At 67.6% G+C, this 25,066-nt stretch carries 28 protein-coding genes and 1 riboswitch; of the genes, 12 read left to right on the forward strand and 16 right to left on the reverse strand.

The genetic code is table 11. From position 1 onward, the window contains the following. From AC1DVA_RS16570 to AC1DVA_RS16590, 5 genes are all read left to right on the forward strand, one after another. On the forward strand, positions 1 to 1,482 hold a 1,482-nt coding region (locus AC1DVA_RS16570), incomplete at its 5' end, for an OmpA family protein (RefSeq protein WP_476806592.1). A gap of 113 nt (positions 1,483 to 1,595) precedes the next feature. Next, positions 1,596 to 1,874, forward strand: coding sequence for a hypothetical protein (locus AC1DVA_RS16575; RefSeq protein WP_476806593.1), 279 nt, complete (start codon positions 1,596 to 1,598; stop codon positions 1,872 to 1,874). Positions 1,875 to 1,921: 47 nt separating this feature from the next. Then, positions 1,922 to 2,119, forward strand: a complete 198-nt coding sequence (locus tag AC1DVA_RS16580; RefSeq protein WP_476806594.1) for a hypothetical protein — start codon at positions 1,922 to 1,924, stop codon at positions 2,117 to 2,119. 73 nt (positions 2,120 to 2,192) lie between these two features. Then, a riboswitch (TPP riboswitch) is annotated at positions 2,193 to 2,296 on the forward strand. Between the two features lie 78 nt (positions 2,297 to 2,374). After that, entirely contained in the window at positions 2,375 to 4,267 is a 1,893-nt protein-coding gene (gene thiC, locus AC1DVA_RS16585) for a phosphomethylpyrimidine synthase ThiC (RefSeq protein WP_476806595.1), read from the forward strand. Then, positions 4,264 to 5,025: a hydroxyethylthiazole kinase gene (locus AC1DVA_RS16590; RefSeq protein WP_476806596.1), complete on the forward strand. Its 762-nt coding sequence runs from the start codon at positions 4,264 to 4,266 to the stop codon at positions 5,023 to 5,025. The genes thiC and AC1DVA_RS16590 overlap by 4 nt, the downstream gene beginning before the upstream one ends. Here AC1DVA_RS16590 and AC1DVA_RS16595 read toward each other — a convergent pair. Beyond that, complete coding sequence (locus AC1DVA_RS16595) at positions 5,009 to 5,890, reverse strand: hypothetical protein (RefSeq protein ID WP_476806597.1); 882 nt, start codon at positions 5,888 to 5,890, stop codon at positions 5,009 to 5,011. The two genes, AC1DVA_RS16590 and AC1DVA_RS16595, sit on opposite strands and share 17 nt — an antisense overlap. A 320-nt stretch (positions 5,891 to 6,210) precedes the next feature. Here AC1DVA_RS16595 and dnaK point away from each other — a divergent pair, with 320 nt between their 5' ends. Continuing rightward, positions 6,211 to 8,124, forward strand: coding sequence for a molecular chaperone DnaK (gene dnaK, locus AC1DVA_RS16600; protein ID WP_265051224.1), 1,914 nt, complete (start codon positions 6,211 to 6,213; stop codon positions 8,122 to 8,124). A 152-nt stretch (positions 8,125 to 8,276) separates the two neighbouring features. Continuing rightward, positions 8,277 to 9,407, forward strand: coding sequence for a molecular chaperone DnaJ (gene dnaJ, locus AC1DVA_RS16605; protein WP_476806598.1), 1,131 nt, complete (start codon positions 8,277 to 8,279; stop codon positions 9,405 to 9,407). Between the two features lie 68 nt (positions 9,408 to 9,475). Here dnaJ and AC1DVA_RS16610 read toward each other — a convergent pair whose 3' ends face one another. After that, positions 9,476 to 9,667, reverse strand: a complete 192-nt coding sequence (locus tag AC1DVA_RS16610) for a CsbD family protein (RefSeq protein ID WP_265051226.1) — start codon at positions 9,665 to 9,667, stop codon at positions 9,476 to 9,478. 80 nt (positions 9,668 to 9,747) lie between these two features. Further along, complete coding sequence (locus AC1DVA_RS16615; RefSeq protein ID WP_476806648.1) at positions 9,748 to 10,569, reverse strand: helix-turn-helix domain-containing protein; 822 nt, start codon at positions 10,567 to 10,569, stop codon at positions 9,748 to 9,750. Between the two features lie 132 nt (positions 10,570 to 10,701). On the opposite strand from AC1DVA_RS16615, the gene AC1DVA_RS16620 reads away from it, so the two are divergent. Then, positions 10,702 to 11,136, forward strand: a complete 435-nt coding sequence (locus AC1DVA_RS16620) for a hypothetical protein (RefSeq protein WP_476806599.1) — start codon at positions 10,702 to 10,704, stop codon at positions 11,134 to 11,136. A gap of 258 nt (positions 11,137 to 11,394) precedes the next feature. On the opposite strand, the gene AC1DVA_RS16625 is transcribed toward AC1DVA_RS16620, so the two are convergent. Genes AC1DVA_RS16625 through AC1DVA_RS16645 form a run of 5 tightly spaced genes read right to left on the reverse strand, consistent with a single transcriptional unit; the run spans position 11,395 to position 14,436 of the window. Further along, on the reverse strand, positions 11,395 to 12,195 hold the full coding sequence (locus AC1DVA_RS16625; protein WP_476806600.1) for a MetQ/NlpA family ABC transporter substrate-binding protein: 801 nt from the start codon (positions 12,193 to 12,195) through the stop codon (positions 11,395 to 11,397). Between the two features lie 42 nt (positions 12,196 to 12,237). Next, entirely contained in the window at positions 12,238 to 12,903 is a 666-nt protein-coding gene (locus AC1DVA_RS16630) for a methionine ABC transporter permease (protein ID WP_476806601.1), read from the reverse strand. Beyond that, positions 12,893 to 13,999 carry a methionine ABC transporter ATP-binding protein gene (locus tag AC1DVA_RS16635; RefSeq protein WP_476806602.1) on the reverse strand — a complete coding sequence of 369 codons (1,107 nt, stop codon included), beginning with the start codon at positions 13,997 to 13,999 and terminating at the stop codon, positions 12,893 to 12,895. The genes AC1DVA_RS16630 and AC1DVA_RS16635 overlap by 11 nt, the downstream gene beginning before the upstream one ends. Positions 14,000 to 14,006: 7 nt before the next feature. Further along, positions 14,007 to 14,180: a hypothetical protein gene (locus tag AC1DVA_RS16640; protein ID WP_476806603.1), complete on the reverse strand. Its 174-nt coding sequence runs from the start codon at positions 14,178 to 14,180 to the stop codon at positions 14,007 to 14,009. Between the two features lie 7 nt (positions 14,181 to 14,187). Further along, entirely contained in the window at positions 14,188 to 14,436 is a 249-nt protein-coding gene (locus AC1DVA_RS16645; protein ID WP_265051232.1) for a hypothetical protein, read from the reverse strand. 411 nt (positions 14,437 to 14,847) lie between these two features. Here AC1DVA_RS16645 and AC1DVA_RS16650 point away from each other — a divergent pair, with 411 nt between their 5' ends. Both AC1DVA_RS16650 and AC1DVA_RS16655 read left to right on the forward strand, forming a co-directional pair. Next, positions 14,848 to 15,225, forward strand: a complete 378-nt coding sequence (locus AC1DVA_RS16650) for a hypothetical protein (protein WP_265051233.1) — start codon at positions 14,848 to 14,850, stop codon at positions 15,223 to 15,225. Positions 15,226 to 15,325: 100 nt separating this feature from the next. Beyond that, positions 15,326 to 15,805, forward strand: coding sequence for a copper chaperone PCu(A)C (locus AC1DVA_RS16655; protein ID WP_476806604.1), 480 nt, complete (start codon positions 15,326 to 15,328; stop codon positions 15,803 to 15,805). Positions 15,806 to 15,907: 102 nt separating this feature from the next. Here AC1DVA_RS16655 and AC1DVA_RS16660 read toward each other — a convergent pair whose 3' ends face one another. Both AC1DVA_RS16660 and AC1DVA_RS16665 read right to left on the reverse strand, forming a co-directional pair. Beyond that, on the reverse strand, positions 15,908 to 16,837 hold the full coding sequence (locus AC1DVA_RS16660) for a dihydrodipicolinate synthase family protein (RefSeq protein WP_265051235.1): 930 nt from the start codon (positions 16,835 to 16,837) through the stop codon (positions 15,908 to 15,910). A 26-nt stretch (positions 16,838 to 16,863) separates the two neighbouring features. After that, positions 16,864 to 17,550: a fumarylacetoacetate hydrolase family protein gene (locus AC1DVA_RS16665; RefSeq protein ID WP_265051236.1), complete on the reverse strand. Its 687-nt coding sequence runs from the start codon at positions 17,548 to 17,550 to the stop codon at positions 16,864 to 16,866. 216 nt (positions 17,551 to 17,766) lie between these two features. On the opposite strand from AC1DVA_RS16665, the gene AC1DVA_RS16670 reads away from it, so the two are divergent. Beyond that, entirely contained in the window at positions 17,767 to 17,976 is a 210-nt protein-coding gene (locus AC1DVA_RS16670; RefSeq protein ID WP_265051237.1) for a cold-shock protein, read from the forward strand. A 136-nt stretch (positions 17,977 to 18,112) separates the two neighbouring features. On the opposite strand, the gene AC1DVA_RS16675 is transcribed toward AC1DVA_RS16670, so the two are convergent. After that, entirely contained in the window at positions 18,113 to 19,351 is a 1,239-nt protein-coding gene (locus AC1DVA_RS16675; RefSeq protein ID WP_476806605.1) for a multidrug effflux MFS transporter, read from the reverse strand. A gap of 143 nt (positions 19,352 to 19,494) precedes the next feature. Next, complete coding sequence (locus AC1DVA_RS16680; protein ID WP_265051239.1) at positions 19,495 to 20,133, reverse strand: glutathione S-transferase family protein; 639 nt, start codon at positions 20,131 to 20,133, stop codon at positions 19,495 to 19,497. A 125-nt stretch (positions 20,134 to 20,258) separates the two neighbouring features. Between AC1DVA_RS16680 and AC1DVA_RS16685 the strand changes: the two genes are divergently transcribed. Further along, entirely contained in the window at positions 20,259 to 21,011 is a 753-nt protein-coding gene (locus AC1DVA_RS16685) for a hypothetical protein (RefSeq protein WP_476806606.1), read from the forward strand. Positions 21,012 to 21,020: 9 nt separating this feature from the next. Here the strand turns inward: AC1DVA_RS16685 and AC1DVA_RS16690 are convergent, their stop codons facing one another. The 4 genes from AC1DVA_RS16690 to AC1DVA_RS16705 all read right to left on the reverse strand — a co-directional run bounded on the left by AC1DVA_RS16690 (position 21,021) and on the right by AC1DVA_RS16705 (position 25,052). After that, positions 21,021 to 21,968: a lysylphosphatidylglycerol synthase domain-containing protein gene (locus tag AC1DVA_RS16690; RefSeq protein WP_476806607.1), complete on the reverse strand. Its 948-nt coding sequence runs from the start codon at positions 21,966 to 21,968 to the stop codon at positions 21,021 to 21,023. 186 nt (positions 21,969 to 22,154) lie between these two features. After that, positions 22,155 to 22,580, reverse strand: a complete 426-nt coding sequence (locus tag AC1DVA_RS16695; protein ID WP_476806608.1) for a GNAT family N-acetyltransferase — start codon at positions 22,578 to 22,580, stop codon at positions 22,155 to 22,157. A 60-nt stretch (positions 22,581 to 22,640) separates the two neighbouring features. Beyond that, on the reverse strand, positions 22,641 to 23,207 hold the full coding sequence (locus tag AC1DVA_RS16700; protein WP_476806609.1) for a hypothetical protein: 567 nt from the start codon (positions 23,205 to 23,207) through the stop codon (positions 22,641 to 22,643). A 48-nt stretch (positions 23,208 to 23,255) separates the two neighbouring features. Beyond that, a complete protein-coding gene (locus AC1DVA_RS16705) occupies positions 23,256 to 25,052 on the reverse strand; it encodes an ABC transporter ATP-binding protein/permease (RefSeq protein WP_476806610.1) in 1,797 nt (598 codons plus the stop codon). Positions 25,053 to 25,066: the final 14 nt, after the last annotated feature.

A 25,066-nucleotide genomic window follows, 5' to 3' on the forward strand; every position in this document is an offset into this window, starting at 1 on the left:
CCGGCGGTTCCGCGCGGCGGCCCGGCCGTTCCGCCTTCGGCCGCTCCGGCTCAAACCCGCCCGCCGGCCGCTGCGCCGCAGCCCGGCACCGCACCCTCGGTGCCCGCCGGGCAGCCGCGCCCGACACCGGGAACGCCGCCGGCTGCCGCTCCCGCGCCGGCTCAGCCGGGCGCAGGCGCTCCGCCTTCCGCCGTTCCGCGTGGCGGCCCGGCCGTGCCACCCTCGGCTGCGCCGTCCCAAGCCCGTCCGCCGGCCGCAGCGCCGCAGCCCGTGACGCCTCCGGCCGCAGCGCCCGGCGTTCCCACGGCCCCTGCGCAACCAGGCGTAACCGCTCCGACTCCGCCCGCGGGAACAGCTCCGGTTCAGCCGCCGCGCCCCGCTCCGGGAGCGCCGCCGTCCGCTGCACAACCGGGTGTTGCCCCCACCCCTGCTCAGCCCGGCGTTGCTCCGGGTCAGCCGCCCGCCGGTGGGGCCTTCCCGACCCAGCCGCCCCAGCGCGAAGGACGTCGCGGCGGCATCTCGCCCGGCGTCGCCGGTGCGATCGGCCTCGGCGCCGGTGTCATCGGTGGCATCATGGCGACGCAGGGCGCACAGCGCTTCGAGGATATCCGCAGCCGCCGCGAGGAGCGCCGCGAGGGTGACGTCACCATCATCCGCGAGCCCGGCCGCACCATCATCCGCGACGATGACGGCCGCGCCATCATCCGCCGCGACGAGGATCAGCGTTTCCGCGATCTCGGCTGGCAGGGGCGATCCGAGCGCCGCGGCGACGAGAACCGCATGGTCTTCGAGCGCCCCGACGGCACGCGCATCGTCACCGTCACGGACGAGGAGGGCCGGCTGATCCGCCGCACCCGCATCGACCGCGACAACCGCGAGGTGATCATCATCGACAACACGCTGCGCGACCGTCCCGGCCGTTTCGCCGACGATGTCGTCGTATTGCCGGCGCCGCCGCTGCCGATGCCGCGCGAGCGCTATATCGTCGATGCGGATCAGGCCGACGAGGCGCTGATCTATGAGACGATCACGGCGCCGCCGATCGCCGCGATCCCGCGTCGCTATACGCTGGACGAGGTCCGCTACTCGCCGGATCTGCGCGCCCGCATGCGCAGCGTCGACATCGACACGATCACCTTCGACACCGGCTCCTGGCAGATCGCGCCCGAACAGGCGCAGCGCCTGTCCGTGATCGCGGACTCCGTCCGGCGCGCCCTGCAGCGCGCGCCCAACGAAGTCTTCCTCGTCGAGGGACATACCGACGCCGTCGGCGCCGATATCGACAACCTCTCCCTCTCGGATCGCCGCGCGCAGTCCGTCGCCGAGATCCTGACGCGCGATTTCCAGATCCCGCCCGAGAACCTGACGACGCAGGGCTATGGCGAGCAGTATCTGAAGATCAACACGCAGGACGCGGCACGCGAGAACCGTCGCGTGACGCTGCGGCGCATCACGCCGCTGCTCAGCGGCCAGAACCAGTGACGACGGGAACGGGGCTGCTCGACAAGCGGCCCCGTTCTTCCCTGGACGCAGGGAACTGCCGCCTTCTGTGGCGGTTTCATCTCCCGGAGGACAAGCCGAAGGGAGGTTCAGTCATGAAAAAGCTTGGTCTGGTGATGGCCTGCCTGATGATGGCGGGCTCGTTTGCATCGCTTCCGTCACTGGCTCAGAGTGCTCCTGCCGCCGTGAAGCAGCGGGCTCCGGGTGTGCCGTTGGCTCCTCGCGCAGGCGAGGCCGTTCGCGCGCCAGCCAGTGAGAGGCCCGTGCCGCGCGCGGAAATGCGCGCCCCGCGCGATGACCGCGCGCAGGCGGCGCCGCAGCCAGATCGCGACCCGCCGATGCCGCGCCCGGTGCCGTCGATCATCGCGCCCTGAGCGGGGCCGTTCAGGATTTGGCAAGGTCGGCGAACTAGCGTCGCCGCATGAGCGACGCCGTTTCCCTTGCCCGCAGCATCGTCACGATGCAGGCCGCCTCGACGCAGCAGGCGCTGTCCGTCGAGATGATCAAACAGAACGCGCAGGCCGATCAGAGCCTCGTCGCCATGCTCCAGCAGAGCGTCGAGCAGACGCAGGCGACGGTTCCTGCTGGGCAGGGCAGCCTGGTCGACCTGACGGCCTGATCTCCCTCTTCCATCCTCCAGTCATTCGTCATGCAGCCCCGTTGCCAAGCGGCGGCGCTGCGCCTAACCTCGGCGCTGTTCCGAGGGGTGCTCGCAAGAGCTGAGATGGCCTGACCGCCGAACCCATCGAACCTGATCCGGGTCATACCGGCGGAGGGACTGGAACGCGGCACGGTCACAACCATGCCCGCATCACAGCGCTTGAACCGCTTCGACGCCGGATCTCCTGACCCTTGAACCAAGGCGGAGATCCCCATGAACACCCATACGAAACCTCCGAAACCTGCTGCCGATGCGGCGCGAAAGTTCGGCGCGCCAACCGGCGTCACCACCGGGCCGATCATCGGCTCGCGCAAGATCTATGTTCCGACGCCGCAGGATGCCTCGATCCGGGTGCCCTTTCGCGAGGTCGTGCTGACGACCGATGCCGAACCGCCGGTGCGCATCTACGATCCTTCCGGCCCCTTCACCGAAACGGATGTGAAGATCGACCTCAATGCCGGCCTGCCACAGATCAGGCGCGAATGGCTGAGCCGCCGCGGCTTCGATACCGTGCCGGGCCGCGCGGTGACGGCCGCCGATAACGGCAACATCTCGCCGAACCAGATGGTCCCGGCTTGTCCCGCCGAACGCCCAGTGTTGATGGCGGCTGACGGGCGGATGACGACCCAGTACGAGTTCGCGAAGGCCGGCATCGTCACGCCCGAGATGATCTATGTCGCGCATCGGGAGAATCTCGGGCGTGCGCAGATGCTGGAAGGTGCCAGGGAGCGCCATGCCGATGGCGAGAGCTTCGGCGCTTCGGTGCCGGAATTCGTCACGCCCGAATTCGTCCGCGACGAGATCGCGCGCGGCCGTGCCATCATCCCCGCCAACATCAACCACCCCGAGCTGGAGCCGATGGCGATCGGCCGCAACTTCCTGGTCAAGATCAACGCCAATATCGGCAATTCCGCCGTGACCTCGGGTGCAGCCGAGGAGGTCGAGAAGCTGGTCTGGGCGATCCGCTGGGGCGCCGACACCGTCATGGACCTGTCGACCGGGCGTAACATCCACAACATCCGCTCCTGGATACTCAGAAACTCGCCGGTGCCGATCGGCACCGTGCCGATCTATCAGGCGCTGGAGAAGGTCGGCGGCGATCCGATCAAGCTCGACTGGGAGGTGTTCAAGGACACGCTGGTCGAGCAGGCCGAGCAGGGCGTCGACTACTTCACCATCCATGCCGGCGTGAGATTGCCGTATGTGCCGCTGACGGCATCCCGCGTCACCGGCATCGTCTCGCGCGGCGGCTCGATCATGGCGCGCTGGTGCCTGGCGCATCACCGCGAGAGCTTCCTCTACGAGCGCTTCGACGAGATCTGCGAGATCATGCGCAAATACGACGTCTCGTTCTCGCTCGGCGACGGCTTGCGCCCCGGCTCGATCGCCGACGCCAACGACCGTGCCCAGTTCGCCGAGCTGGAGACGCTGGGCGAGCTCACCAAGATCGGCTGGGACAAGGGCTGTCAGGTCATGATCGAGGGCCCCGGCCACGTGCCGATGCACAAGATCAAGGAGAACATGGACAAGCAGCTCCGTGAATGCGGCGAGGCGCCCTTCTACACGCTGGGACCGCTGACCACCGATATCGCGCCGGGCTACGACCACATCACCTCCGGCATCGGCGCGGCGATGATCGGCTGGTATGGCTGCGCCATGCTCTGCTACGTCACGCCGAAGGAGCATCTCGGCCTGCCCGACCGCGACGACGTCAAGACCGGCGTCATCACCTATCGGATCGCGGCGCACGCCGCCGACCTCGCCAAGGGCCATCCGGCCGCGAAGATCAGGGACGATGCGCTCTCCCGCGCCCGCTTCGACTTCCGCTGGGAGGACCAGTTCAATCTCGCGCTTGATCCCGACACGGCGCGCGCCTACCACGACGAGACCTTGCCGAAGGACGCCCACAAGGTCGCGCATTTCTGCTCGATGTGCGGGCCGAAGTTCTGCTCGATGAAGATCACGCAGGACCTGCGCGCCGAGGTTCTGGCGATGAGCGACAATGAGCGCGCCAATCTCGAAGCGATGGCAGCAGACGGCATGGCCGCCAAGTCGAAGGAATTCCTCGACAAGGGCGGCAGCATCTATCTACCAGCGGCGGAATGAGCAGCGAGAACGATAGTCTCGACGCGGCGCAGGTCGCGTCGATCCTCGCGCGGGTGGCCAAGCGCCGCCCGCGCATCCATTGCCTGACCAATACGGTGGCGCAGAACGTCACCGCCAACATGCTGCTCGCCTTCGGGGCCGTGCCCTCGATGGCCGGTCATCCCGACGAGGTCGCGGCCGTCGCCGCCGGGGCCGGCGCGATCCTGATCAATCTCGGCACGATCAGCCCGGAGGGCGAGCGCGCCATCCCGAAGCTCGTCGCCGTCTCGCAAGAATGCGGCATCCCCCTCGTGCTCGACCCTGTCTTCGTCGAGCTGTCGCCGCTCAGACTGGGTTTGGCCGAGGCGGTCCTGCGCTCGCCGGGCGTCACCGTGCGTGGCAACGCCACGGAAATGGCCGCGCTCGATGCCGTCATGCGGCGGGCGGATGGCGTCCTGCGCGTGACGACAGGCAAGATCGACAGCATCGAGGGCGATGGGCGCAGCTTCTCGATCGGCCATGGCCATGAATTGATGACGAAAGTCACGGGGCTCGGCTGCGCATCGAGCGCGCTGGTCGCTGCCTGCCGGGCGGTCGAGCCGGACGCCGCCGTCGCGGCAGCCGCCGCGCTGACGGCTTATGGGATCGCGGGCGAAATCGCAGCCGAACGCGCGGCTGGCCCGGGCAGCTTCGCGATGCTTCTGATCTACGCTCTCGCCGGGCTCGACGAAGCGACATTGGCCAAGCGGATGGGCCGGGACCCTACTGCGTCGGTGTGAGCGAGAGCGGCGCCGGCCTCGGCGTTGCCGGGCGCGGCTTCGGCTTGGCTGCCGGCTTGGGCTCGGTGTTGAGGCCGAGCCGGGCGCGCAGCCCGGCGGCGCGCGCCTCGGTGATGCGCGCGGCGCAGAACCCCACCTGCCCCTCGCGCTGGAAATCGCGGCAGATCATCTCGCGCTCGGCCGAGAAGCCCGCCTGCTCGCGGGCGATCGTGCGCTGCTCGACCGCGTCGGACTTCGCGGTCAACGTCTTGTAGCCTTCGCGGACGGCCCGCTCGGCCGCGCCGCGGGCTCGCTCGATCTCCTTGGCCTGGGCGGCGGCCGTACGTGCGTCCGGCCCCCACAGGCCACGCGGGTCGATGCGGCATTGCGCGGCCTCGACCACGCAGGGCTCCGTCGGCTCCACGACGAGGAAGGCGCCGTCGAGCACATCGAAGACGATCGGGCAGATCGGAGCTTCCAGCCGGTAGCGCGGCACGCCGGCCGGGCGGCCCAATGCGGTGACCGGAACCGGATCCGCGCCGAAGGAAACGGCGCAGGGCTCGACGAGATTGGCGGGCTGGAAGCCGTCGAGATTGAGCTTCATCCCGAATCCGCCTGCCGTTTTGGTGAAGATCGCCTCGCCGTGATGGCCGTTGCGATGCAGGACCTTGCCGAGGATCGCATCCTCGCCGGCGATCTTGATCGCCGGCATGCTCGGCGGGCGCGGCTGGGCGGGCGCGCCCGATTGCGACGGGGCCGCCTGTTGCGCACCCGGTGCATTGAACGGCTGCGCGCCCGGCAACTGCAGGGGCTGCGCCTGCGCGCAGGCGGTCATCGCGGCTAAAGCAGCCGCCAAAGCGAGGATGAGGCGCGTCGATCGGCTCATGGCTGTCCATGCGCTAACGGAACGGCCTTCCTGCATGAAGGGCGGCGTCAGGATGCGCAAGGGCGGCGAGGCCACAGTCGCGCCTGAAAGCACGAATCCGGCCGCAAAGCCCGAAATCCCCGTTTCTTATTCGGCTCGCCTGTCTTGCAAGGGTGGGAACACCCTCACTATATACGCCGCCAAGGGGCGGTTTAACCACCGTCAAACGTGGAATGCCGGTTCGTTCGCCGCCGAAGCGGGGGCGGTCCGGTCCATGGGCCGGCAGGTGACGGGAATGCGTCGCCGGCCGGCGATCTGCTCAATCGAAAGGGATCCCATCCATGGGTAAAGTCATTGGTATCGACCTCGGCACGACCAACAGCTGCGTTGCAGTGATGGAAGGCACCACGCCGAAGGTCATCGAGAATTCGGAAGGCGCGCGCACCACGCCCTCCATCGTCGCCATCACGGATGACGGCGAACGCCTTGTCGGCCAGCCGGCCAAGCGCCAGGCCGTCACCAATCCGGAGCGCACCTTCTTCGCGATCAAGCGCCTCATCGGCCGGACCTTCGAGGATCCGATGACGCAGAAGGATCTCTCGCTCGTTCCCTACAAGATCAAGAAGGCTTCCTCGGGCGATGCCTGGGTCGAGGCTGACGGCAAGGACTATTCGCCGTCGCAGATTTCGGCCTTCACCCTGACCAAGATGAAGGAGACGGCGGAGGCCTATCTCGGCCAGCCCGTCACTCAGGCCGTCATCACGGTTCCCGCCTATTTCAACGACGCCCAGCGCCAGGCGACGAAGGATGCCGGCCGCATCGCCGGCCTCGAGGTGCTCAGAATCATCAACGAGCCGACGGCGGCCGCGCTCGCCTACGGCCTCGACAAGAAGCAGGCCGGCACCATCGCGGTCTATGACCTCGGCGGCGGCACCTTCGACGTCTCGATCCTCGAGATCGGCGACGGCGTCTTCGAGGTGAAGTCGACCAATGGCGACACCTTCCTCGGCGGCGAGGATTTCGACATGCGCCTCGTCGAGTATCTCGCGGACGAGTTCAAGCGCGAGCAGGGCATCGACCTGAAGAAGGACAAACTCGCGCTCCAGCGCCTGAAGGAAGCCGCCGAGAAGGCCAAGATCGAGCTCTCGACCACGGCCCAGACCGAGATCAACCTGCCCTACATCACGGCCGATGCCTCGGGTCCGAAGCACCTCGCCATCAAGCTCTCGCGCGCCAAGTTCGAGAGCCTGGTCGACGACCTGATCCAGCGCACCATCGAGCCCTGCAAGAAGGCGCTCAAGGATGCCGGCCTGTCGGCGGGCCAGATCGACGAGGTCGTCCTCGTCGGCGGCATGACCCGCATGCCGAAGGTCCAGGAGGTCGTGAAGCAGTTCTTCGGCAAGGAGCCGCACAAGGGCGTCAATCCTGACGAGGTCGTCGCCATCGGCGCCGCGGTTCAGGCCGGCGTGCTGCAGGGCGACGTCAAGGACGTGCTGCTGCTCGACGTGACCCCGCTCTCGCTCGGCATCGAGACGCTGGGCGGCGTGTTCACCCGCCTGATCGACCGCAACACCACGATCCCGACCAAGAAGAGCCAGGTCTTCTCCACCGCCGAGGACAACCAAAACGCGGTGACGATCCGGGTCTTCCAGGGCGAGCGCGAGATGGCGGCCGACAACAAGCTGCTCGGCCAGTTCGACCTGATGGGCATTCCGCCGTCCCCGCGCGGCATGCCGCAGATCGAGGTGACCTTCGACATCGACGCCAACGGCATCGTCTCGGTGACGGCGAAGGACAAGGCCACCAATAAGGAGCAGCAGATCAAGATCCAGGCTTCGGGCGGTCTCAGCGAGGCCGACATCCAGAAGATGGTGAAGGATGCGGAGGCCAACGCCTCCGAGGACAAGAAGCGCCGCGAGCTGGTCGAGGCGAAGAACCAGGGCGAGAGCCTTGTGCATTCGACCGAGAAGTCGCTGAAGGATTATGGCGACAAGGTTTCGGAAGCCGACAAGGCGGCGATCGAGACCGCGGCCGAGGCGCTCAAGACTGCCCTGACCGGCGAGGATCCCGAGGCCATCCAGGCGCGCACCAACGAGCTGATGCAGGCTTCGATGAAGCTCGGCGAGGCGATGTATGCCGCCAGCCAGGCCGAAGGCGCCGCTGCCGAAGGCGAGACGACCGAGGAAGCCAAGAAGGACGACGTCATCGACGCCGACTTCAAGGACGTCTCGGACGACAAGAAGAAGAGCGCGTAACCGGCGCTCGCCTTCTCCTGGGACGTCATGGCCGGGCTTGACCCGGCCATCTCGTTACGAGAAGGCATCGCGAAGAAAAACGCTTTCCTGCCGGAGATGGCCGGGTCAAGCCCGGCCATGACGCATGAGGCGGCGAAGGGGCTGTTCGATCGATGTCGAAACGCGATTACTACGAGATCCTTGGCGTCAGCCGGACCGTGACGGAAATCGAGCTGAAGGGCTCCTTCCGCAAGCTCGCGATGCAGCATCACCCCGACAAGAATCCCGGCGACAAGGAAGCCGAGATCAAGTTCAAGGAAATCAACGAGGCCTATCAGGTCCTCTCCGACGGCCAGAAACGCGCCGCCTATGACCGCTTCGGCCATCAGGCCTTCGAGAATGGCGGCGGCGCCGGCGGCAATGCCGATTTCTCCGACTTCATGTCGGACATCTTCGATTCCTTCTTCGGCGATGCCCGTCGCGGCGGGCCGCGCAGCGCCAATGGCCGCGAGCGTGGCGCCGATCTGCGCTACAATCTCGAGATCGGGCTGGAGGACGCCTTCACCGGCAAGAACGCCTCGATCCGCGTGCCGACCTCGGTCTCGTGCGAGGCCTGTTCGGGCACGGGCGCCAAGCCGGGCTCGAAGTCGCGGCAATGCCCGACCTGCGGTGGCCATGGCCGGGTGCGCGCCAATCAGGGCTTCTTCTCGGTCGAGCGGACCTGCCCGACCTGCTCGGGCCGCGGCGAGATCATCGACGACCCCTGCAAGAACTGCCAGGGCGCGGGCCGCGTCACGCGCGAGCGCACGCTTGCGGTCAACATCCCCGCGGGCGTCGAGGACGGCACGCGCATCCGTCTTGCCGGCGAGGGCGAGGCCGGCCTGCGCGGCGGGCCGGCGGGCGACCTCTACATCTTCCTCTCGATCAAGCCGCACGCGATCTTCCAGCGCGACGGCGCCGACCTGTTCTGCCGCGTGCCGATCGGGCTGGTTTCGGCCGCGCTCGGCGGCGAGATCGAGGTGCCCACGCTTTCGGGCGAACAGGCGCGGGTGAAGATCCCCGAGGGCACCCAGACGGGCAAGCAGTTCCGCTTGAAGGCCAAAGGCATGAGCGTGCTGCGCTCGCGCGAGGTCGGCGACCTCTACATCCAGGTCGTGGTCGAGACGCCGCAGAAGCTCACAGTGCGCCAGCGGGAATTGCTCGAGGAGTTCGAGCGCGAGAGCTCGCACAACAACCACCCGGAGACGGCCGGCTTCTTCTGCCGGGTGAAGGACTTTCTCGGCGGTCTCGGCGGCACGGCCTGACCGGCACCCGGGCATAGATACAAAAAGGGCCGCCTTTCGGCGGCCCTTTGCGTTTTGAGGCCGGTGCCTCAGACCTTGTCGACGGCCTTCTTGACGGCGTCCTTGCCCTTGCCGATCGCCTGCTGGGCTTCGCCCTTCAGCTCCTGCGCGGCGCCCTCGGCTTCCAGGTCCGGCTTGTTGAACGCCTTGCCGGCGGCCTGCTTGACGTTGCCGGTGGCCTCGTTGGCCATACCCTTGATCTTGTCGGTCGTGCTGCCCATTGCGAAGCTCCTCTTGGTTCCGGTGCGACATCCGTCGCGTCGGGTAAGGAACGGAGCCTGGGCTGAAAGGTTCCGGGCGATCACGCCGTTCCGCTGCCGTTTGCGGCGAGGGCATGCAGCGCCTCGGCCGTGGCGGTATCGGCCGGGAAGAACGTTTCAAGCGCGAGCTCCGAAAGCGTGATGTCGACCGGTGTCCCGAACACCGTGGTCGTCGAAATCAGCGAGAGCACGGTGTCGCCGAGCCGCAGCTGCATGGGCACGACGATGCCGGCTTCGGCTTCGGGCTCATGGCGCGCCTTCGTCGCCTGGCTCGGATGCGGGTACTCCGAAAGCTCGCTCAGCAGGGCGCCCAGCGTGCCGTCTGCCGTCGATCGGACCTGCTGGCGCAGCCGGGCCAACAAATGTGCGCGCCATTCGCCGAGATTGAGGATGAAGGGCGCGAGTCCGTCCGGGTGCAGCGACAAGCGCAGCACATTGACCGGCGGCCGCAGCAGCTCCGCATCGGCGACGAGGCTGAGCAGGCGGGTAACCGCGCCGTTCGCCGCGAGCAGCGTCCAGTGCCGGTCGATCGCGATTGCCGGATAGGGCTCATGGCCCTTGAGGATGAGGTCGATCGCGCCCTTCGCCGCTTTCAGCGACGGGTCTTCCAGCGGGCGCGCCAGATAGACCGGCGCATAGCCGGCGGCCAGCAGCAGCGCGTTGCGTTCGCGCAGCGGGACAGCGAGGTGCTCTGCGAGCAGCAGCACCATCTCGCGGCTCGGGCGCGAGCGGCCGCTCTCGATGAAGCTCAGATGCTTCTGCGAGATCTCGGCCTCGAGCGCGAGGTCGAGTTGGCTGAAGCGGCGCAGCTGCCGCCAGTCGCGGAGCAGGGCGCCGATGGAGGGGGCGTGATGCATGGTCATGGCAGGCAAGCTAGCGATCCCGGCGGACCGTTCCAATTACCTCCCGCTTAATCGACGCGTCCCCGCGAACCCGTCAGCATTCTCCGCATCGACAACGGGCCTTCCGCCCAACAAGCCGCAAGGAGAAATGCCATGTCGCTCATCCAGTCCTCGCCGTTCCTGCGCAACGCTCTCGCGCTCGATGCCGCTGCCTGCGCCGGCATGGCTCTGCTGCTCGCCACCGCCGCCGGCCCGCTTGCCGCGCCGCTCGGCCTGCCGGAAGGCTTCCTGCGCGGGGCCGGCCTCATGCTGCTGCCCTGCGCGGCGCTGCTCGGCTTCCTCGCCAGTCGCAAGCTCCTGCCGCGCCTCGTGGTTTATGCGGTCATCGGCGGCAACCTCGTCTGGATAGCCGACAGCATCGCGATCCTGCTGTTGGGCTGGTTCGCGCCGACGGGGCTCGGCATCGCCTTCGTGCTGGCGCAGGCAGCCGCCGTTGCCATCGTCACCGAGCTCGAAGTGATCGGCTTTAAGCGCTCGCCGGCGCAGGCCGCGATAGCGCTGGGCGCGGATGGCGCGGGCCTGCGCTAGGCCTGTCACGCGGCCGCCGCATGGTTCCCGGCCGGCGGATTCCGATCTTGTCAGCGGGGCCGTTCCACGCGCCAGAGCGTGGCATCATGGGCAACAAGGGGGGCGACCTCTTCGTGGTCACCGAACGACCGGCGAGACCCGGTGCTCCGCCTTCGGCCCGCCTCGGCGCTGAGCGTCGGAAAACAAAAAGCCCCGGATGCACGCATCCGGGGCAGTTGCCTGGCTATATGACTGGAGAGCCAGGTGGGGAGGAGACGGTCACCAGCCGGCGAGAACGGCGCCCTTGAAGCGCTCGGCGACGAAGGCCTTGATCTCGGGCGTGTGATAGCTTTCGAGCAGCGTCTTGACCCACGGCTTGTCCTTGTCGGCGCTGCGGATGGCGATCAGGTTGACATACGGGCCCTTGGCATCCTCGCGCAGGATGGCCGAGGCCGGGTCGATCTTGGCATCGACCGCGTAGTTGGTGTTGATCGCGGCGGCGGCGACGTCGGCCAGCGAACGCGGGGTCTGGGCAGCCTCGATCTCGATGATCTTGAGCTTCTTCGGGTTCCCGACGATGTCGGCCACGGTCGGCTTGAAGCCGACGCCGTCCTTCAGCTTGATGATGCCCTTGTCCTGCAGCAGCAGCAGCGAGCGCCCGCCATTGGTCGGGTCGTTCTGGATCGCGACGGTCGAGCCATCCGGCACCTCGGACCAGTTCTTGTATTTCGACGAATAGATGCCGAGCGGGAAGTTCACTGTCAGCCCGACGCTCTCGATCTTGAAGCCGCGGTCCTTCACCTGGTTGTCGAGATAGGGCTGGTTCTGGAAGGAATTGGCCTCCAGCTCGCCGGCGTCGAGCGCCTGGTTTGGCACGACATAGTCGGAGAACTCGATGATCTTGAGGTCGATACCCTTCTTGGCGATGAGGGGCTTCACCTTTTCGAGGATTTCGGCATGCGGGCCGGGCGAGACGCCGATGCGCACGACCTGATTCTGCTGGGCCAGCGCCGGGCCGGCGGCAAGGGCGAGGGCAAAGCCGGCGGCAAGGGCGCTGCGGCGGCTGACGGAGGTCGTCATGATGGTGGTTTCCTTTGACGTGAAGCGGATGGAATGTCGGGTTCAGGCGTGGCGCAGGCGCTTGTTGAGGCGGCGCGCCAGGCGGTCTCCGATGCTCTGGACGAGCTGGACGAGAACGATGAGTACGGCGACGACGGTCGCCATCACATCGGGCATGAAGCGCTGGTAGCCGTAGCGGATGCCGAGATCGCCGAGCCCACCGCCGCCGACCGCGCCGACCATGGCCGAGAAGCCGATCAGGCTGACGATGGCCAGCGTCAGGCCGAGCACGATCGCCGGGAGAGCCTCGGGCACCAGGACTTTGCGCACGATCTGGACGGGCGTGGCGCCCATGGCGCGGGCAGCCTCGACCAGACCCTGATCGACCTCGCGTATCGCGCCTTCGATCAGGCGGGCGATGAACGGCGTCGCGGCGACGGTCAGCGGCACGATCGCCGCTGCTGTGCCGATCGAGGTGCCGGCGAGCAGCCGTGTGAACGGGATGATCGCCACGACCAGGATGATGAAGGGCGTCGAGCGGGTGGCGTTGACCAGCACGCCGAGCAGGGCATTGGCGGCAGGTGCCGAGAACAGCTCGCCGCGCTTGCTGGTGGCGAGGAAGACGCCGAGCGGCAGCCCCAGCAGTGTGCCGATGCCGGCCGCTGTCGCGACCATGATCAGCGTGTCCAAAGTCGATTGCCAGATCAGGCGGATGATTTCAGGAGACATGGCCGATCACCTCCGCCTTGAGTCCCAGGCTCTTGAGGGCGCCGAGCACGGCTTCGCTCTCCGGCGCGCGCGAGGGCACCGAGACGAGCAGGCTGCCGAAGGGCTGGCCGGCGATGGCGTCGATGCGTCCCGCCAGGATGTTGACGTCGATGCCGACGATGGCGCTCAGCCGGCTGATCACGGGCGCGGTCGCGTTCTCGCCGATGAAGGTGATGCGCAGGACGAGATTGTCGCCCGGCCGTGCCTGCGAGCGGATGCGGCCCGCAAGATGCTCGGGCACCTCGACCCCGGTCACCGCTTCGACGAAGCGGGCCGTCGTCGGATGCTGAGGGTTGGTGAAGACGGAGAAGGTCTCGCCCTCCTCGACGATCCGCCCATCCTCGATCACCGCGACCCGGTCGCAGATCTCCTTGATCACCGGGATCTCATGGGTGATCAGCAGGATGGTGATGCCGAGATCGCGGTTGACCTGCTTCAGCAGGGACAGGATGGAGCGGGTCGTCTCGGGATCGAGCGCCGAGGTCGCCTCGTCGCAGAGCAGCACCTTCGGATTGGTGGCGAGCGCCCGGGCTATGCCGACGCGCTGCTTCTGCCCGCCCGACAGCTCGGCCGGATAACGCTCGCTCTTGTCGGCGAGCCCGACGAGCGCGAGCAGCCGCTCGACCTTGGTGGCGATCTGCGCGCGCGGCGTGCCGGCGATCTCCAGCGGCAGCGCGACATTGTCGAAGACCGTGCGCGAGGAGAGCAGGTTGAAGTGCTGGAAGATCATGCCGATCCGCCGCCGCTGTGCCCGCCAACCGGCCTCGGTCAGGTTCGTGACGTCCTCGCCCTCGATCAGGATGCGCCCGGCGGTGGCGCGCTCCAGCCCGTTGACCAGGCGGATCAGTGTCGACTTGCCGGCGCCGGAGCGGCCGATCACGCCGAGGATGCTGCCGGCCGGCACATCGAGATCGATGCCGGCGAGCGCGCTCACGGCCTGCTGGCCGCTGCGCCCGGCATAGGTCTTGCCGACCTGCTCGAAGCGGATGGCCGGATCGGGAACGGCGATGGGCAGGGCGCCGGCACTCAGCGTGCCGGGTCTGACGGGGGCGTTCATCATGTCCTCAGAAATGGGTATGGCAGGACCAGTGGGCGATGCCGAGCTGCTCGATCGTCACGTCGTGGATCGAACGGCGCCGGTCGTCCGCGCTCGTGGCGTCGAGCGGGTCGAAGCTGGCGGGAACGGCGCGGGCGAACCAGGCTGCCAGGGCGTTCCAGAGTGGCGACAGGAGCTGCATCTTCGCCTCACGAGGCCAGTCGAAGCGAGCTGGCGCGTCGCGGCGCGGCAAGCCGGCGGGCAGCGCTTTCCGCCGCACCCGGGCTGGCGAAGCGGCGCCCGTCCAAAGCGTGGAAAGCCGAGGAAGCGGCGATGAAGGTGAAGTCGCGCTCGTCGGCGCGGCGGCTGACGAGGCCGATCTGGGCCTCGCCGATTTCGATCACATAGGCCTGCTGGGCCGGGCGGGTCCGGCTCGAAGCGGAGTAAAACTGGGACATGGCTCTGCCTTTCGCCGCTCTTGCGGCGTTCGTCGAAACGATCGGATGGAAGCGGCCTTGCGGCCCTGCGATCTCAGCGTCGACAGCAACAGAGAGAGTGGCGGAAGCGGATTTGGCTTCGGCTCGTTTTCGCAATGGCCATGTCAGTCTCCTCGGTCTGGAGCCCACGACCCAGTCGTGGCGCTTTAGCGTTTGGTGACGCGGCGCAAGCTGCTCGCTCAAATCTCCGCGGTGCCTGGATCGCTCCAGGAACGATCTACAATCTGGCGGTGGTCGTCCTCTTTGTCAATCGGTTCGTTCTTTTAAAGAAACTCAGGCAAGGAGAATAATCTTCTCCAATCGTATGTCCGGAGTGCGGCCTGCGGCATCGCGCGGCTTGACGGCAGGGCGGAAGCGGCGCCATTTGCCGCCATGCCGGCTCGCGCCACCCTTCTTGACCGCCTGCGCCGCTCCGGGCTCGGAGTCTGGCTCGCCGTCGCTTATGCCTGGGCGGTGCTGGCGCTGGCCCTCGCTCCTGCGCCCGCGCAGGCGGCTTTCATCGCGCAGAACGGCGCCGTCCTCTGTTCCAGCATGCCCGTTCCCGGCGATGCCGCGCCGGTTCCGCTTGGCGATCTCGTCCATTGCAAGGGCTGCCCGCTAAACCCGATCCTCGCTGGTTCGGCAGCCGATGGCGTGCCCTCGGTCGGGCGTTCCGTCGTCAGCCTGCCCGTGCCGCTCCCGCTGGCGGAAGGCCTGGCGCATCGCTTCGCCACCGGCCTCGCGCATTCGCGCGCCCCGCCGGCCGCCTGACGTTTCTTCCCCGATCCGTCGATACGTCGCCGGCCTCACGGGGGCGGGCGACATGCAATCTGGACTGCGTCAGCGGTCCTCTCCGTTCAGGACACAAGCCATGAAGCTTTCCTATTCGCTCGCCGCGGCCGCCTTCGCGCTATCGGCCACCATCGCCTCCGCCCATGAGTTCAAGGCGGGCGCGCTCAAGATCGGTCACCCCTGGTCGCGTGCGACGCCAGCCGGCGCGAAGGTCGGCGGCGGATATCTCAGCATCGAGAACACCGGTTCGACGGCGGACCGGCTGGTCTCGGTCTCCGTTCCCTTCGCCGCCCGTGCCGAGGTTCACGAGATGGCGGTGAWGGACGGCATCATGGCCATGCGCCCGCTTGAGAATGGCGTGGACGTCCCGCCCGGCGGCAAGGTCGAGTTCAAGCCCGGCGGCTACCACATCATGTTCATGGAGCTGAAGCAGCAGCTGAAGCAGGGTGAGATGATGAAGGGCACGCTGACCTTCGAGAAGGCCGGCAATGTCGATGTCGAGTTCAAGGTCGACTCGATCGCCGCCAAGGGCGGCGAGGGCGAGCACAAGGGGCATTGAGCCCGGATACATGCGCGAGATGCTCGGGCTTTGACCCGAGCATCTCTTGCCTGAGATTCTCGGGTCGCCGTGCACGGCGCCCGGGAATGACGTTCTGGCCGATCAGATCTTCGCGCGCGGATCGTGCTTCGCGATCCGGGCCAGCAGGTAATCGACCTCGGCCTTCGCGGCGGCGCTCAACGCCGCGCCCGGCTTGCGCTGGGCGTCATGCGTGAGGATGCCGCGCTTCATCATCGTGTATTTGCGCACGGCAAGGCCGACGCCCTGCTGCTGCTCGTAGCGCATCAGCGGCAGATGCGCGTCGAAGATGTCATGGGCTTCGTCACGCTTGCCGGCCTTCTGCAGCCGCACCACGTCGATCAGCAGCTCCGGGAAGGCATAGCCGGTATTGGCACCATCCGCGCCGCGCTCCATCTCGAAATCGAGGAAGAGCCCGCCATTGCCGGTCACGATCGAGATCGGCCGGAGCGAGCCTTCCGCCTGGAACTTTCGCAGCGTCGAGATCTTCTCGAGCCCCGGCCAGTCCTCGTGCTTCAGCATCACGCAGGAGGGATTGTCTTGCACGATCTTGCGGATCACCGCCGGCGTCATCACCACCGACAGTGTCAGCGGATAGTCCTGGATGACGAAGGGGATGTCGGTCCCGATCGCCTCGACGGCCTGCGCGTAGTAGCCGGTGATCTGGTCGTCGGTCCGCAGGGACGGGGGCGGCGCGATCATCACGCCGCCGGCGCCGAGATCCATCACCTGTCGCGCGAGCGAGCGCATCGCGGCGAAGCCCGGCGCGGAGACGCCGACGATGATGGGCTTGCCGCCCATCTTCGCGACGGCGCGCTTGACCAGCCCGATCGATTCCTCCGGCTCCAGCTTCGGCGCCTCGCCCATGATGCCGAGCACGGTAACGCCGTCCGAGCCGATGCCGTGATAGAACTCGAACAGCCGGTCGGCCGAGGTCCAGTCGATGCTGCCGTCCGGGTTGAACGGCGTCGGCGCGATCGGGAAGACGCCGCTGGCGTCGGGTGTCAGGCGCATGATGCGCTCCTTGTCGTACGGTCGGGTCAGACGATGCGGGTGCGGACGGTGCCGACGCCGGCGATCTCGCCTTCCAGCACATCGCCCCTGCCGACCGCCGCGACGCCTTCCGGCGTACCCGTGAAGATCAGGTCGCCCGGCTTCAGCTCGACCAGCCCGGAGAGATAGGCGATCGTCTCCTCGACGTTCCAGATCTGCTTGGCGAGGTCGGAGGTCTGGCGCACGACGCCGTTGACGGTCAGTTCGATCTTGCCGGCGCTGGGATGGCCGGCATGGCTCGCCGGCACGATCTCGCCGATCGGGCCCGAGAGATCGAAGCCCTTGGCCATGTCCCAGGGACGCCCTGCCTTCTTGGCGGCGGCCTGCAGGTCACGGCGCGTCATGTCGAGCCCGGCTGCGTAGCCGTAGACATGGGCGAGCGCCTCGGATTCCGGGATGTCCCTGCCGCCGGTGCCGATCGCCACGACCAGCTCCATCTCGTGGTGGAGGTCCTTGGTCTTGCTCGGATAGGGCATGTCGGCGCCGTTGATCAGCAGCGCGTCGGCCGGCTTGGTGAAGAAGAACGGGTCCTCGCGATCGGGATCATGGCCCATTTCGCGGGCGTGCTCGGCATAATTGCGGCCGACGCAGAAGATGCGCCGCACCGGAAAGGAACCGCCCCCCGCGACCGGAACGGCCGTGACGGCCGGCGGATCGATCACATAATTGCTCATCGGGCAGCTCCCTCTTGCTCGCTTGCGCCGTTCATGCGGGAGCCGCGCGCCGACCGCAAGCGACTTGCGGCCTCACCAGGGCTGCGCGGGCGGCATTGCAGACCGCTCTTCGCATGCGCGGCAGAGTTTGTGCGGCGCGTCGTTGCAACCGTGACGATTTGCCTCCTACACTGCCTGACCGGACCGGTGCCGGTGGTCTTATGGAAGGAGTGACATGTGAGTACGGGAACCGTGAAGTGGTTCAATGAGACCAAGGGTTACGGCTTCATCACGCCGGACGAGGGCGGGAGCGACATCTTCGTCCATGTCAGCGCGGTGACGCGTGCGGGGCTGCGTGGGCTGAATGAAGGCCAGAAGATCAGCTACGACCTCGAGCCCGATCGCAAGACCGGCAAGAGCGCTGCGGTGAACCTGAAGGTCGCGTAGGACACGCGCGCGACAGCGGGAAGGCGAACGGCGGCACCCTTCCCGAGCCACAGCGAATCTCTTTCGCTCACGAGCGGATTGAAGACGATTCCAGGCATGCCCGTCGCCGCTGGCGGCGGAACCGAGGGCAGGCTCCTCAGGAGCGGCCCGGCGCCGGATGGAACAGCCGGCCTTTTTCTACGATCAGCACGGTGACGAGCGCCGCAAGGCCGCAAAGCGCGAAGCCCAGCGTGATCGGGACGACCGTGCCGTTGAAGTGCTGGCCGATATAGAAGCCCAGCAGCGCCCCGATGACGGTGGTGACGAAGCCCTGCACCGAGGATGCCGTGCCCGCGACATGGCCGAGCGGCTCCATCGCCATGGCGCCGAAATTCGGGCCGATCAGGCCGAAGCAGAACATGGCGCCGCCCTGGAAGATCGCGAAGCTCCACAGCGATTCATAGCCGGCGAGGGCGACGAGCGCATGCGCGCCGGTCAGCGCGATATAGCCGAGCAGTGCCGCATGCGAGACGCGGCGCATGCCGAGCCGGCCGACGATGCGCGAATTAAGCAGGGACGAAGCGGCCATGAACATCGCGATCATCGCGAAGATCGTGGTGAACAGCTCCGGCGCGTGGAAGACGTCGACGAAGACCTGCTGGGCCGAGTTGATGAAGCCGAACAGCCCGCCGAGGACGAAGGCCATGGCCAGCATGTAGCCGACGCCGATACGGCTCGTCAGCGTGCTGCGGAAGGCGGCGGCGACGCTTGCGAACGCGATCGGCTTGCGGTCCTCCGGGTGCTGGGTCTCCGGCAGCTTCACCGCGACCCAGAGCAGCACGGTGGCACCGAAGGCGGTCAGCACGCCGAAGATCCAGCGCCAGGGCGCGATCCAGAGGATCGCCTGGCCGATCGAGGGCGCCAGGATCGGCACGGCCAGGAAGACGATCATCGCCAGCGACATGACGCGCGCCATGTCGCGGCCGGAATAGCAATCGCGCACGATCGAGACGACCAGCACGCGCGTCGCTGCCGCGCCGACGCCTTGCACGACACGCGCGACCATCATCGCCTCGAACGAGCCGGCGAAGGCTGCGGCGATGCTGGCGAGGACATAGATCACGAGCCCGATGATCAGCACCGGGCGGCGGCCATAGCGATCCGAGATCGTGCCGTAGAAGATCTGCGAGATGCCGAAGCCGAGCAGATAGGCGGTGATGATCCACTGCCGCTGGTTGGCCTCGGCGATGCCGAGCGCCTCGGCCATCTGCGGCAGGGCCGGCAGCATCGAGTCGATGGCGAGCGCATTCGTCGCCATCAGCGCGGCCGCGAGGCCTACGAAAGGATAGAAGCCCATGCCGTGGCGCGGCCGGGCAATGACGGACATGTCGTTCATGGTGATCGCGAAAGTTGCTGTAGGGCCCGGCGGCTGCAACCGGGCGGCAGCGGCGGACCATCGAACCGCAGAATTAGACGCGCCGGCAGGCTGCGGCAACCCGCCTTGCCGGCCAGGAGCCATGCACCGGGCGCGATTCTGGCTCAGTCCGCCTTCTTCTGCATTTCGGCCATCAGCGCGTTGTCGATCTCGTCGGCCCGCCGTGCGGCCGGCCGACCGGACAGTCGCGCGCCATAGGCTTCGAAGGCCGGCCGCTTCTCGATCGTTCCGAACTGCAGACCCCAGAGTATCTGTGCGCCGACATAGACGTCGGCGGCGCTGAAGCGGTCGCCGAGCAGATATTCGCCCTGGCTGACGGCCTGTTCGAGCGTATCCATCACGTCGCCGAAGGTGCCGTAGCCCATCGATCGCGCCCGTTCCGGCGGGACTTCGAAACCGAAGGCCTTGTTGCTGACGGCGGCCTCGATCGGGCCGGCGGCGAAGAACAGCCAGCGATAATAGGGGCCGCGCAACCGGCTGTCGGCCTCGGGGGCGAGCCCGGCTTGCGGGAAGGCATCGGCGAGATAGGCGCAGATCGCCGCGCATTCCGTGACGACGGTGTCGCCATGCACCAGCGTCGGCACCTTGCCCATGGGATTGATCGCCTTGTAGTCCGCGCTCTTCATCGGCGCGCCGAAGCCGACGATCTCGGCGCGGTAGGGCTGGCCGATCTCCTCCACCATCCAGCGCGCGATGCGGCCGCGCGACATCGGGTTCGTGTACAGGACGAGTTCATCCGTCATGAGCTTTGTCTCCCTGGAGCTCCAGCTTCGCTCTATCCTGCGATAGTGTCGCGACGCTGTCAGGAGCCGATTGCCTGACGCCGGAAGATCGAACTGCTATCCTCGCCGCAGAGCGGGGTGGGAGCATGAACGAATCACAGGCGTTGCGCGGCGTATCCCTCGGTGACGGGCGGATGGCGATCGAAGGGATGTCGGCCCGCTATGTCCAGGGCGCCACCCGCCGTTTTCGGCTGACGGCTTCCGGGCTAAGCTTCGTCGGGGGCTATGACAGCCGCGATGGGCGGATCGAGGACGGCCAGCGCCTCATGGCCGAGGCTCATGTCGAAGGCGGCGCGCTGCGGCGCGCCGGAGTCGAGGGCGAGGCCGGTGTGATCGGCCTGACCTTGCGTCCGCTATCCACGACCGGAGAGCAGACGCGGCTGCTGCTGCTGCTGGGCTATCGCGAGCAGGACGGCGAAACGCTGCCTTTCGCCGAGGCGTTTCTCGCGCCGGCCGTCTTCGAGGCCCTCAAGGCGGACATGCTGGCGGGGCTCGCTCGGCACATGACTCTCAGCGCCACGACGAACCTCTGGATACGGGAAGACGACCGCGATCTGGCGGAGGCAAGCCCGATCGACTGGCATCTCGCCTCCGGCATCGAGGAAGGTGCCGTGGCTCCGGCCCGCGGCTTCATCGAGAGCATCGAATGGCGGCCGCACGCCTCTCCCGCGCCGAACGACGAGGCGGCCCTCGCGATCCTCCCGGCAGCCGTTCACGACGAGGAGGCGGAGGAGGATTGGCGGGAAAGCAGCGCCGAGCAGCTGCGCAAGATCAACTGGAGCTTCAAGCAGCTCCTGCTGCTGCTCGCCTTCCTGATGATCATCATCGCGGTGAAGTAGCCGTTCGCCTCACGGCCCGTGGCGGCGAATGCGGCGGATGATCTCGTTCAGCGCCAGCAGGGCCAGCGCCAGGATGAAGGGCAGGACGTAGTAGATCACGCGGAAGATCAGCAGCGCCCCGAGCACATGCTCGTAGGGGAAGCGGTTGAGCGCGACGAGGATCGTCGCCTCGAACACGCCGAGCCCGCCCGGCGCATGGCTGGCGATGCCGATCAGGCAGGCAAAGATGTAGGCCGCGAGGAAGGTCGGATAGTCGAGGTTGTAACCGCCCGGCAGCAGCACGAACAGCACGGCAGCGGCAGCGCAGACCTCGCAGGCGCCGAGTGCCATCTGGCCGAGCGTGGTGCCAAGCCCCGGCAGGTGCAGGTTCCAGCCCCTGACGCGCAGGGTCCGATCGTCGGTCGCGATCCAACCGAGATAGCCGAGGATGCCGAGCCCGACGGCGCCGCCGACGACCTGGACCACGAGCGGCGAGGTCCGCGCCAGCATCGCGATCGAATCCGCCGAATAGACCAGGCTGGCGCAGAGGATGGCACCGAGGCCGAGCCAGAAGGTCAGCCCGGCGATCACCGTCAGGCTCGCGACCTCGGACGCCCGCACCCCCTTCGGCGAGTAGATCCAGTAGCGCACCGTGCCGCCGGTCACGATCGGGAAGCCGAGCGTGAAGGAGACCGAATAGCTGGTGAAGGAGGCGAGCGCCGTGGTGCGGTAGGGGATCGAGAGCCCGAGCCGTCGCAACGCCAGCGCGTCGTAGCCGGTGAGCAGCAGATAGCTCAGTGCGGTGAAGGCGGCTGCGAGCCCGAGCTGGCGCAGGCTGGCATTGGCGAAGGCGCCGGCGAGTTGGCCCGGCTCCATCTGGCTGATGATGTGCCAGAGCACGACGAGCGAGGCGCCGAAGATGACGATGCTCGCCAGCGGGCCGAGCCACCACCAGCGGCTGCGCTTGCGCAGGGGCATTCCTGGCTCGTGCGGGCCGAACGACATGCGCTCTCTGGGTTGCGCGCCGCTGCCGGGTCGCGGCGGCGCGGTGGATTGGCGAGAGGGCGCGGCCGCGCCCCGGTCCGAGAGATAGCGCGTCGGTGGCGATGCACAAGCCGGTGTGGCGAATGAACCCTATGAGGGAACCATCGTGGGTGCTTTGCCCTATGTGGCGCGCCGATACCAGAAGGCATCGGCCACGCGCTCCATGCCGACGCTCTCGTAGAAGCCGGCCGCCTCGGGCACGGATGCCAGCATGAGCGCGACCTGCGGGCCGAGCTGCCGCCGCGTTTCGTCAAGCAGGCCGCGCCCGACGCCCTGCCCCTGCGTGCGAGGGCTCACCGCCAGGTCCGAGAGATAGCAGCACCAGCAGAAATCCGTGACGCAGCGCGCTACGCCGACGAGTTCGCCTTGCGGCCCGTCGAGACGCGCGGTGACGACGAGATCGGCCGCCGACAGCATCGCCTGAAGCCGGGCTTCGTCCTCGATCGGCCGGATCGCGCCGAGACCGGACTCGATGAGCACCTGCCTGAACGCGGCGACCGGGAGGTCCGCTTCGCGGGCGTAGAAGACCCGCTTGGACTGATCCATGACCTTCCTCCCGGCCCTTCGGCGCGGGGCGGACAGTTGTCCGCCCCGCGCGGTGTTGCCTCAAGCCGTCTTGCGGAAGATGCGCAGTGTCTTGAAGCCCGGGAGCTCCTCGACCGGCATCTCGCTGGCCCACTCCGCGATGATCGGTTCCGCCGCGCCATAGGCGAAGGAGCCCTTGTAGAACAGGATGTGGCCGCCCGCGTCAGTCTGCTGCGTGAAGAGATCCATCACCTCGCGGTCGGTCAGCGCGCCATAGGCATCGTTCGCCGCGCTGCGGAATTCGCAGGAATGGAACAGCGTCACGATGTCGAACCGCGGCAGGAGCTTGGCATTGCTGGTGTAGATATCGCCGAAATAGGCGGAGTAACTCTTGGTGACGGCTGGGTTCTCGGTCGCGAGCGCGATGAACGCCTCGTATTCCTTCGGCGCTGCGGTGATCCCGAGCACCGTGTTGTCGAGATGCGGCTCGGCGCAGCGCAGGCCGACATAGTGATGCCCGCCCGTCCCGAAATGGTAGATGCGCTTGCCGCTCAGGCCTTCCGTCTCGAGCCATTCGACCAGATGCACGTCGCAGGGGCACTGCTCGACCTCGAGACCCCAGAAGGCATCCCAGATATTCATCTTCACGGCGGTTCTCCTCGTTGTTGCCGGTGTTTTTTGATCTGCTGCCGCCCGCTACAGGGCTGCGACGGGTTCGGCCGGCCGAGACTCGGCAAAGCCGTCGCGCTCGACGATGCGGGCGACGCCGCCGATCCGGCGCAGCACGATCCGGTGGGTGGCGATCTCGCCGAAGCCGGGCGATTGCCCGAAGGCGACGATCACGGCTTCGGGCAGCGCCGCACGCAATTCGGCAAGCAGGTCGAGCGCCGCCTCGGCTTCGAGGGCATTCGTCGCTTCGTCGAGCAGCACCACCTCGCAGCCGCCGAGCTCGGCACGCGCCAAGGCGAGCCGCTGACGGTCGCCTCTCGTCAAGGCCCTGTTCCAGTCGTCCTCGCCGTCGAGCCGGGAGGTCAGTGTCGCCAGGCCGTAGCGGCGCAGCGCGGCGGCGACATCCGGCGCCGGGCGCGGCCGGTCGCCCTGCAGGAGATGGCGCAGGCTCGTTCGCGGCAGCTGCAGATGCTGGGGCACCACGGCGACGCGGGCGCCGCGGGGCAATGCGATCATCCCTTCCCCCTGCTGCCAGAGACCCGCGATCGCCTGCAGCAGCGTGTTCCTGGCAAAGCCGGCGTCGCCGACGACATGGAGCGTCGCGCCGGCCGGCAACGCGAAATCGATTCCGGCGGCGAGCGGCAGGCCGGTGCCGTCGTGCAAGGTCACGTCCTGGAGACGCAGGACGTGATCCGGAGCGTGCGCGATGACGAGGCTCTGCACCGGCGGGCGGAACTCGATCTCGGCCAGCGCATCGGCCAGTTCATTGACGCGCCGGGCGGCGGCGAGCCACTCCGCGATGCGCATGAAGTTGTCGAGCAGCCAGTTGCAGGCGTTCTGCACGGCGACGAAGGCCGCCGCGACCTGCACGACGCCGCCGAGCGTCATCTCGCCGCCGAGGTATTTCGGCGCCGCCAGCAGCAGCGGCACCACCGGGACGAGCGCGCCGCTGCCATTCGTGATCCAGGTCAGGCGCGCCCGTTGCCGGATCATCGCCAGCCAGCGCCGCACCAGGACCTCATGGCTGCGCGCGACGGCGTGGCGCTCTCCGGTTTCGGTCCGCGCAAGTGCGATCGCTTCGCCGTGATCGCGGATGCGCATCAGGGCGAAGCGCAGGCCCGCCTCGCTCTCGTTGCGTGCGGCGATGAGGCCCGGCAGGCGCCGCCCGACGGTCGTCACCAGCGCCGAGACGATTACGGCATAGAGGATGGCGGCCAGGACGAGATAGGCAGGGATCGCGACGCTGCTTTCGCCCCAGGACAGGTTCAGGCTGCCGCCGATCTCCCAGAGGATCTCGATGAAGATCGCGATGGTGATGACGGAGGAAAGCAGGCCGATCGCGAAATCCACCACCGGCTCCGTCGCCCAGCGGACGTCGTCGGCGATGCGGTATTCGGGATTGGCAGGTTCGGTGCCGGTGAGCCCGAGGCGGAAGAAGCGCCGCTCGCCGACCCAGCCATCGGCCAGCCGCGCGGTGAGCCATTGCCGCCAATGCACCTGGAACGTCTCGCGCGCCCGCAGGATGACGACGCCGAGCCCCGCCACGACGAAGACAAGCACCGGAAACACGCCCATCGCGACCAGGGCGCTGTGGCCGTCCTTGCGCTCCAGCGCGTCGAAGAACCAGCCGTTCCAGCGGTTGATCGTGACATTGGCGAAGACGGACAGGATGATCCCGGCCGCCAGCAGCAACGTCCAGAACCAGGCGCGGCCGGCGCTCTCGCCGCGCCAGAAATGACGCGTCAGGCGGGCGAAACGGATCGCCACCTGCCGGTCTCCGGGCACGGTCGCTCTCTCGCCTGCCATTTCGTCGGGCGTCAGCACGGTTTCGATCGTTC

The organism is Allobosea sp. P4_C6 (assembly GCF_056402015.1).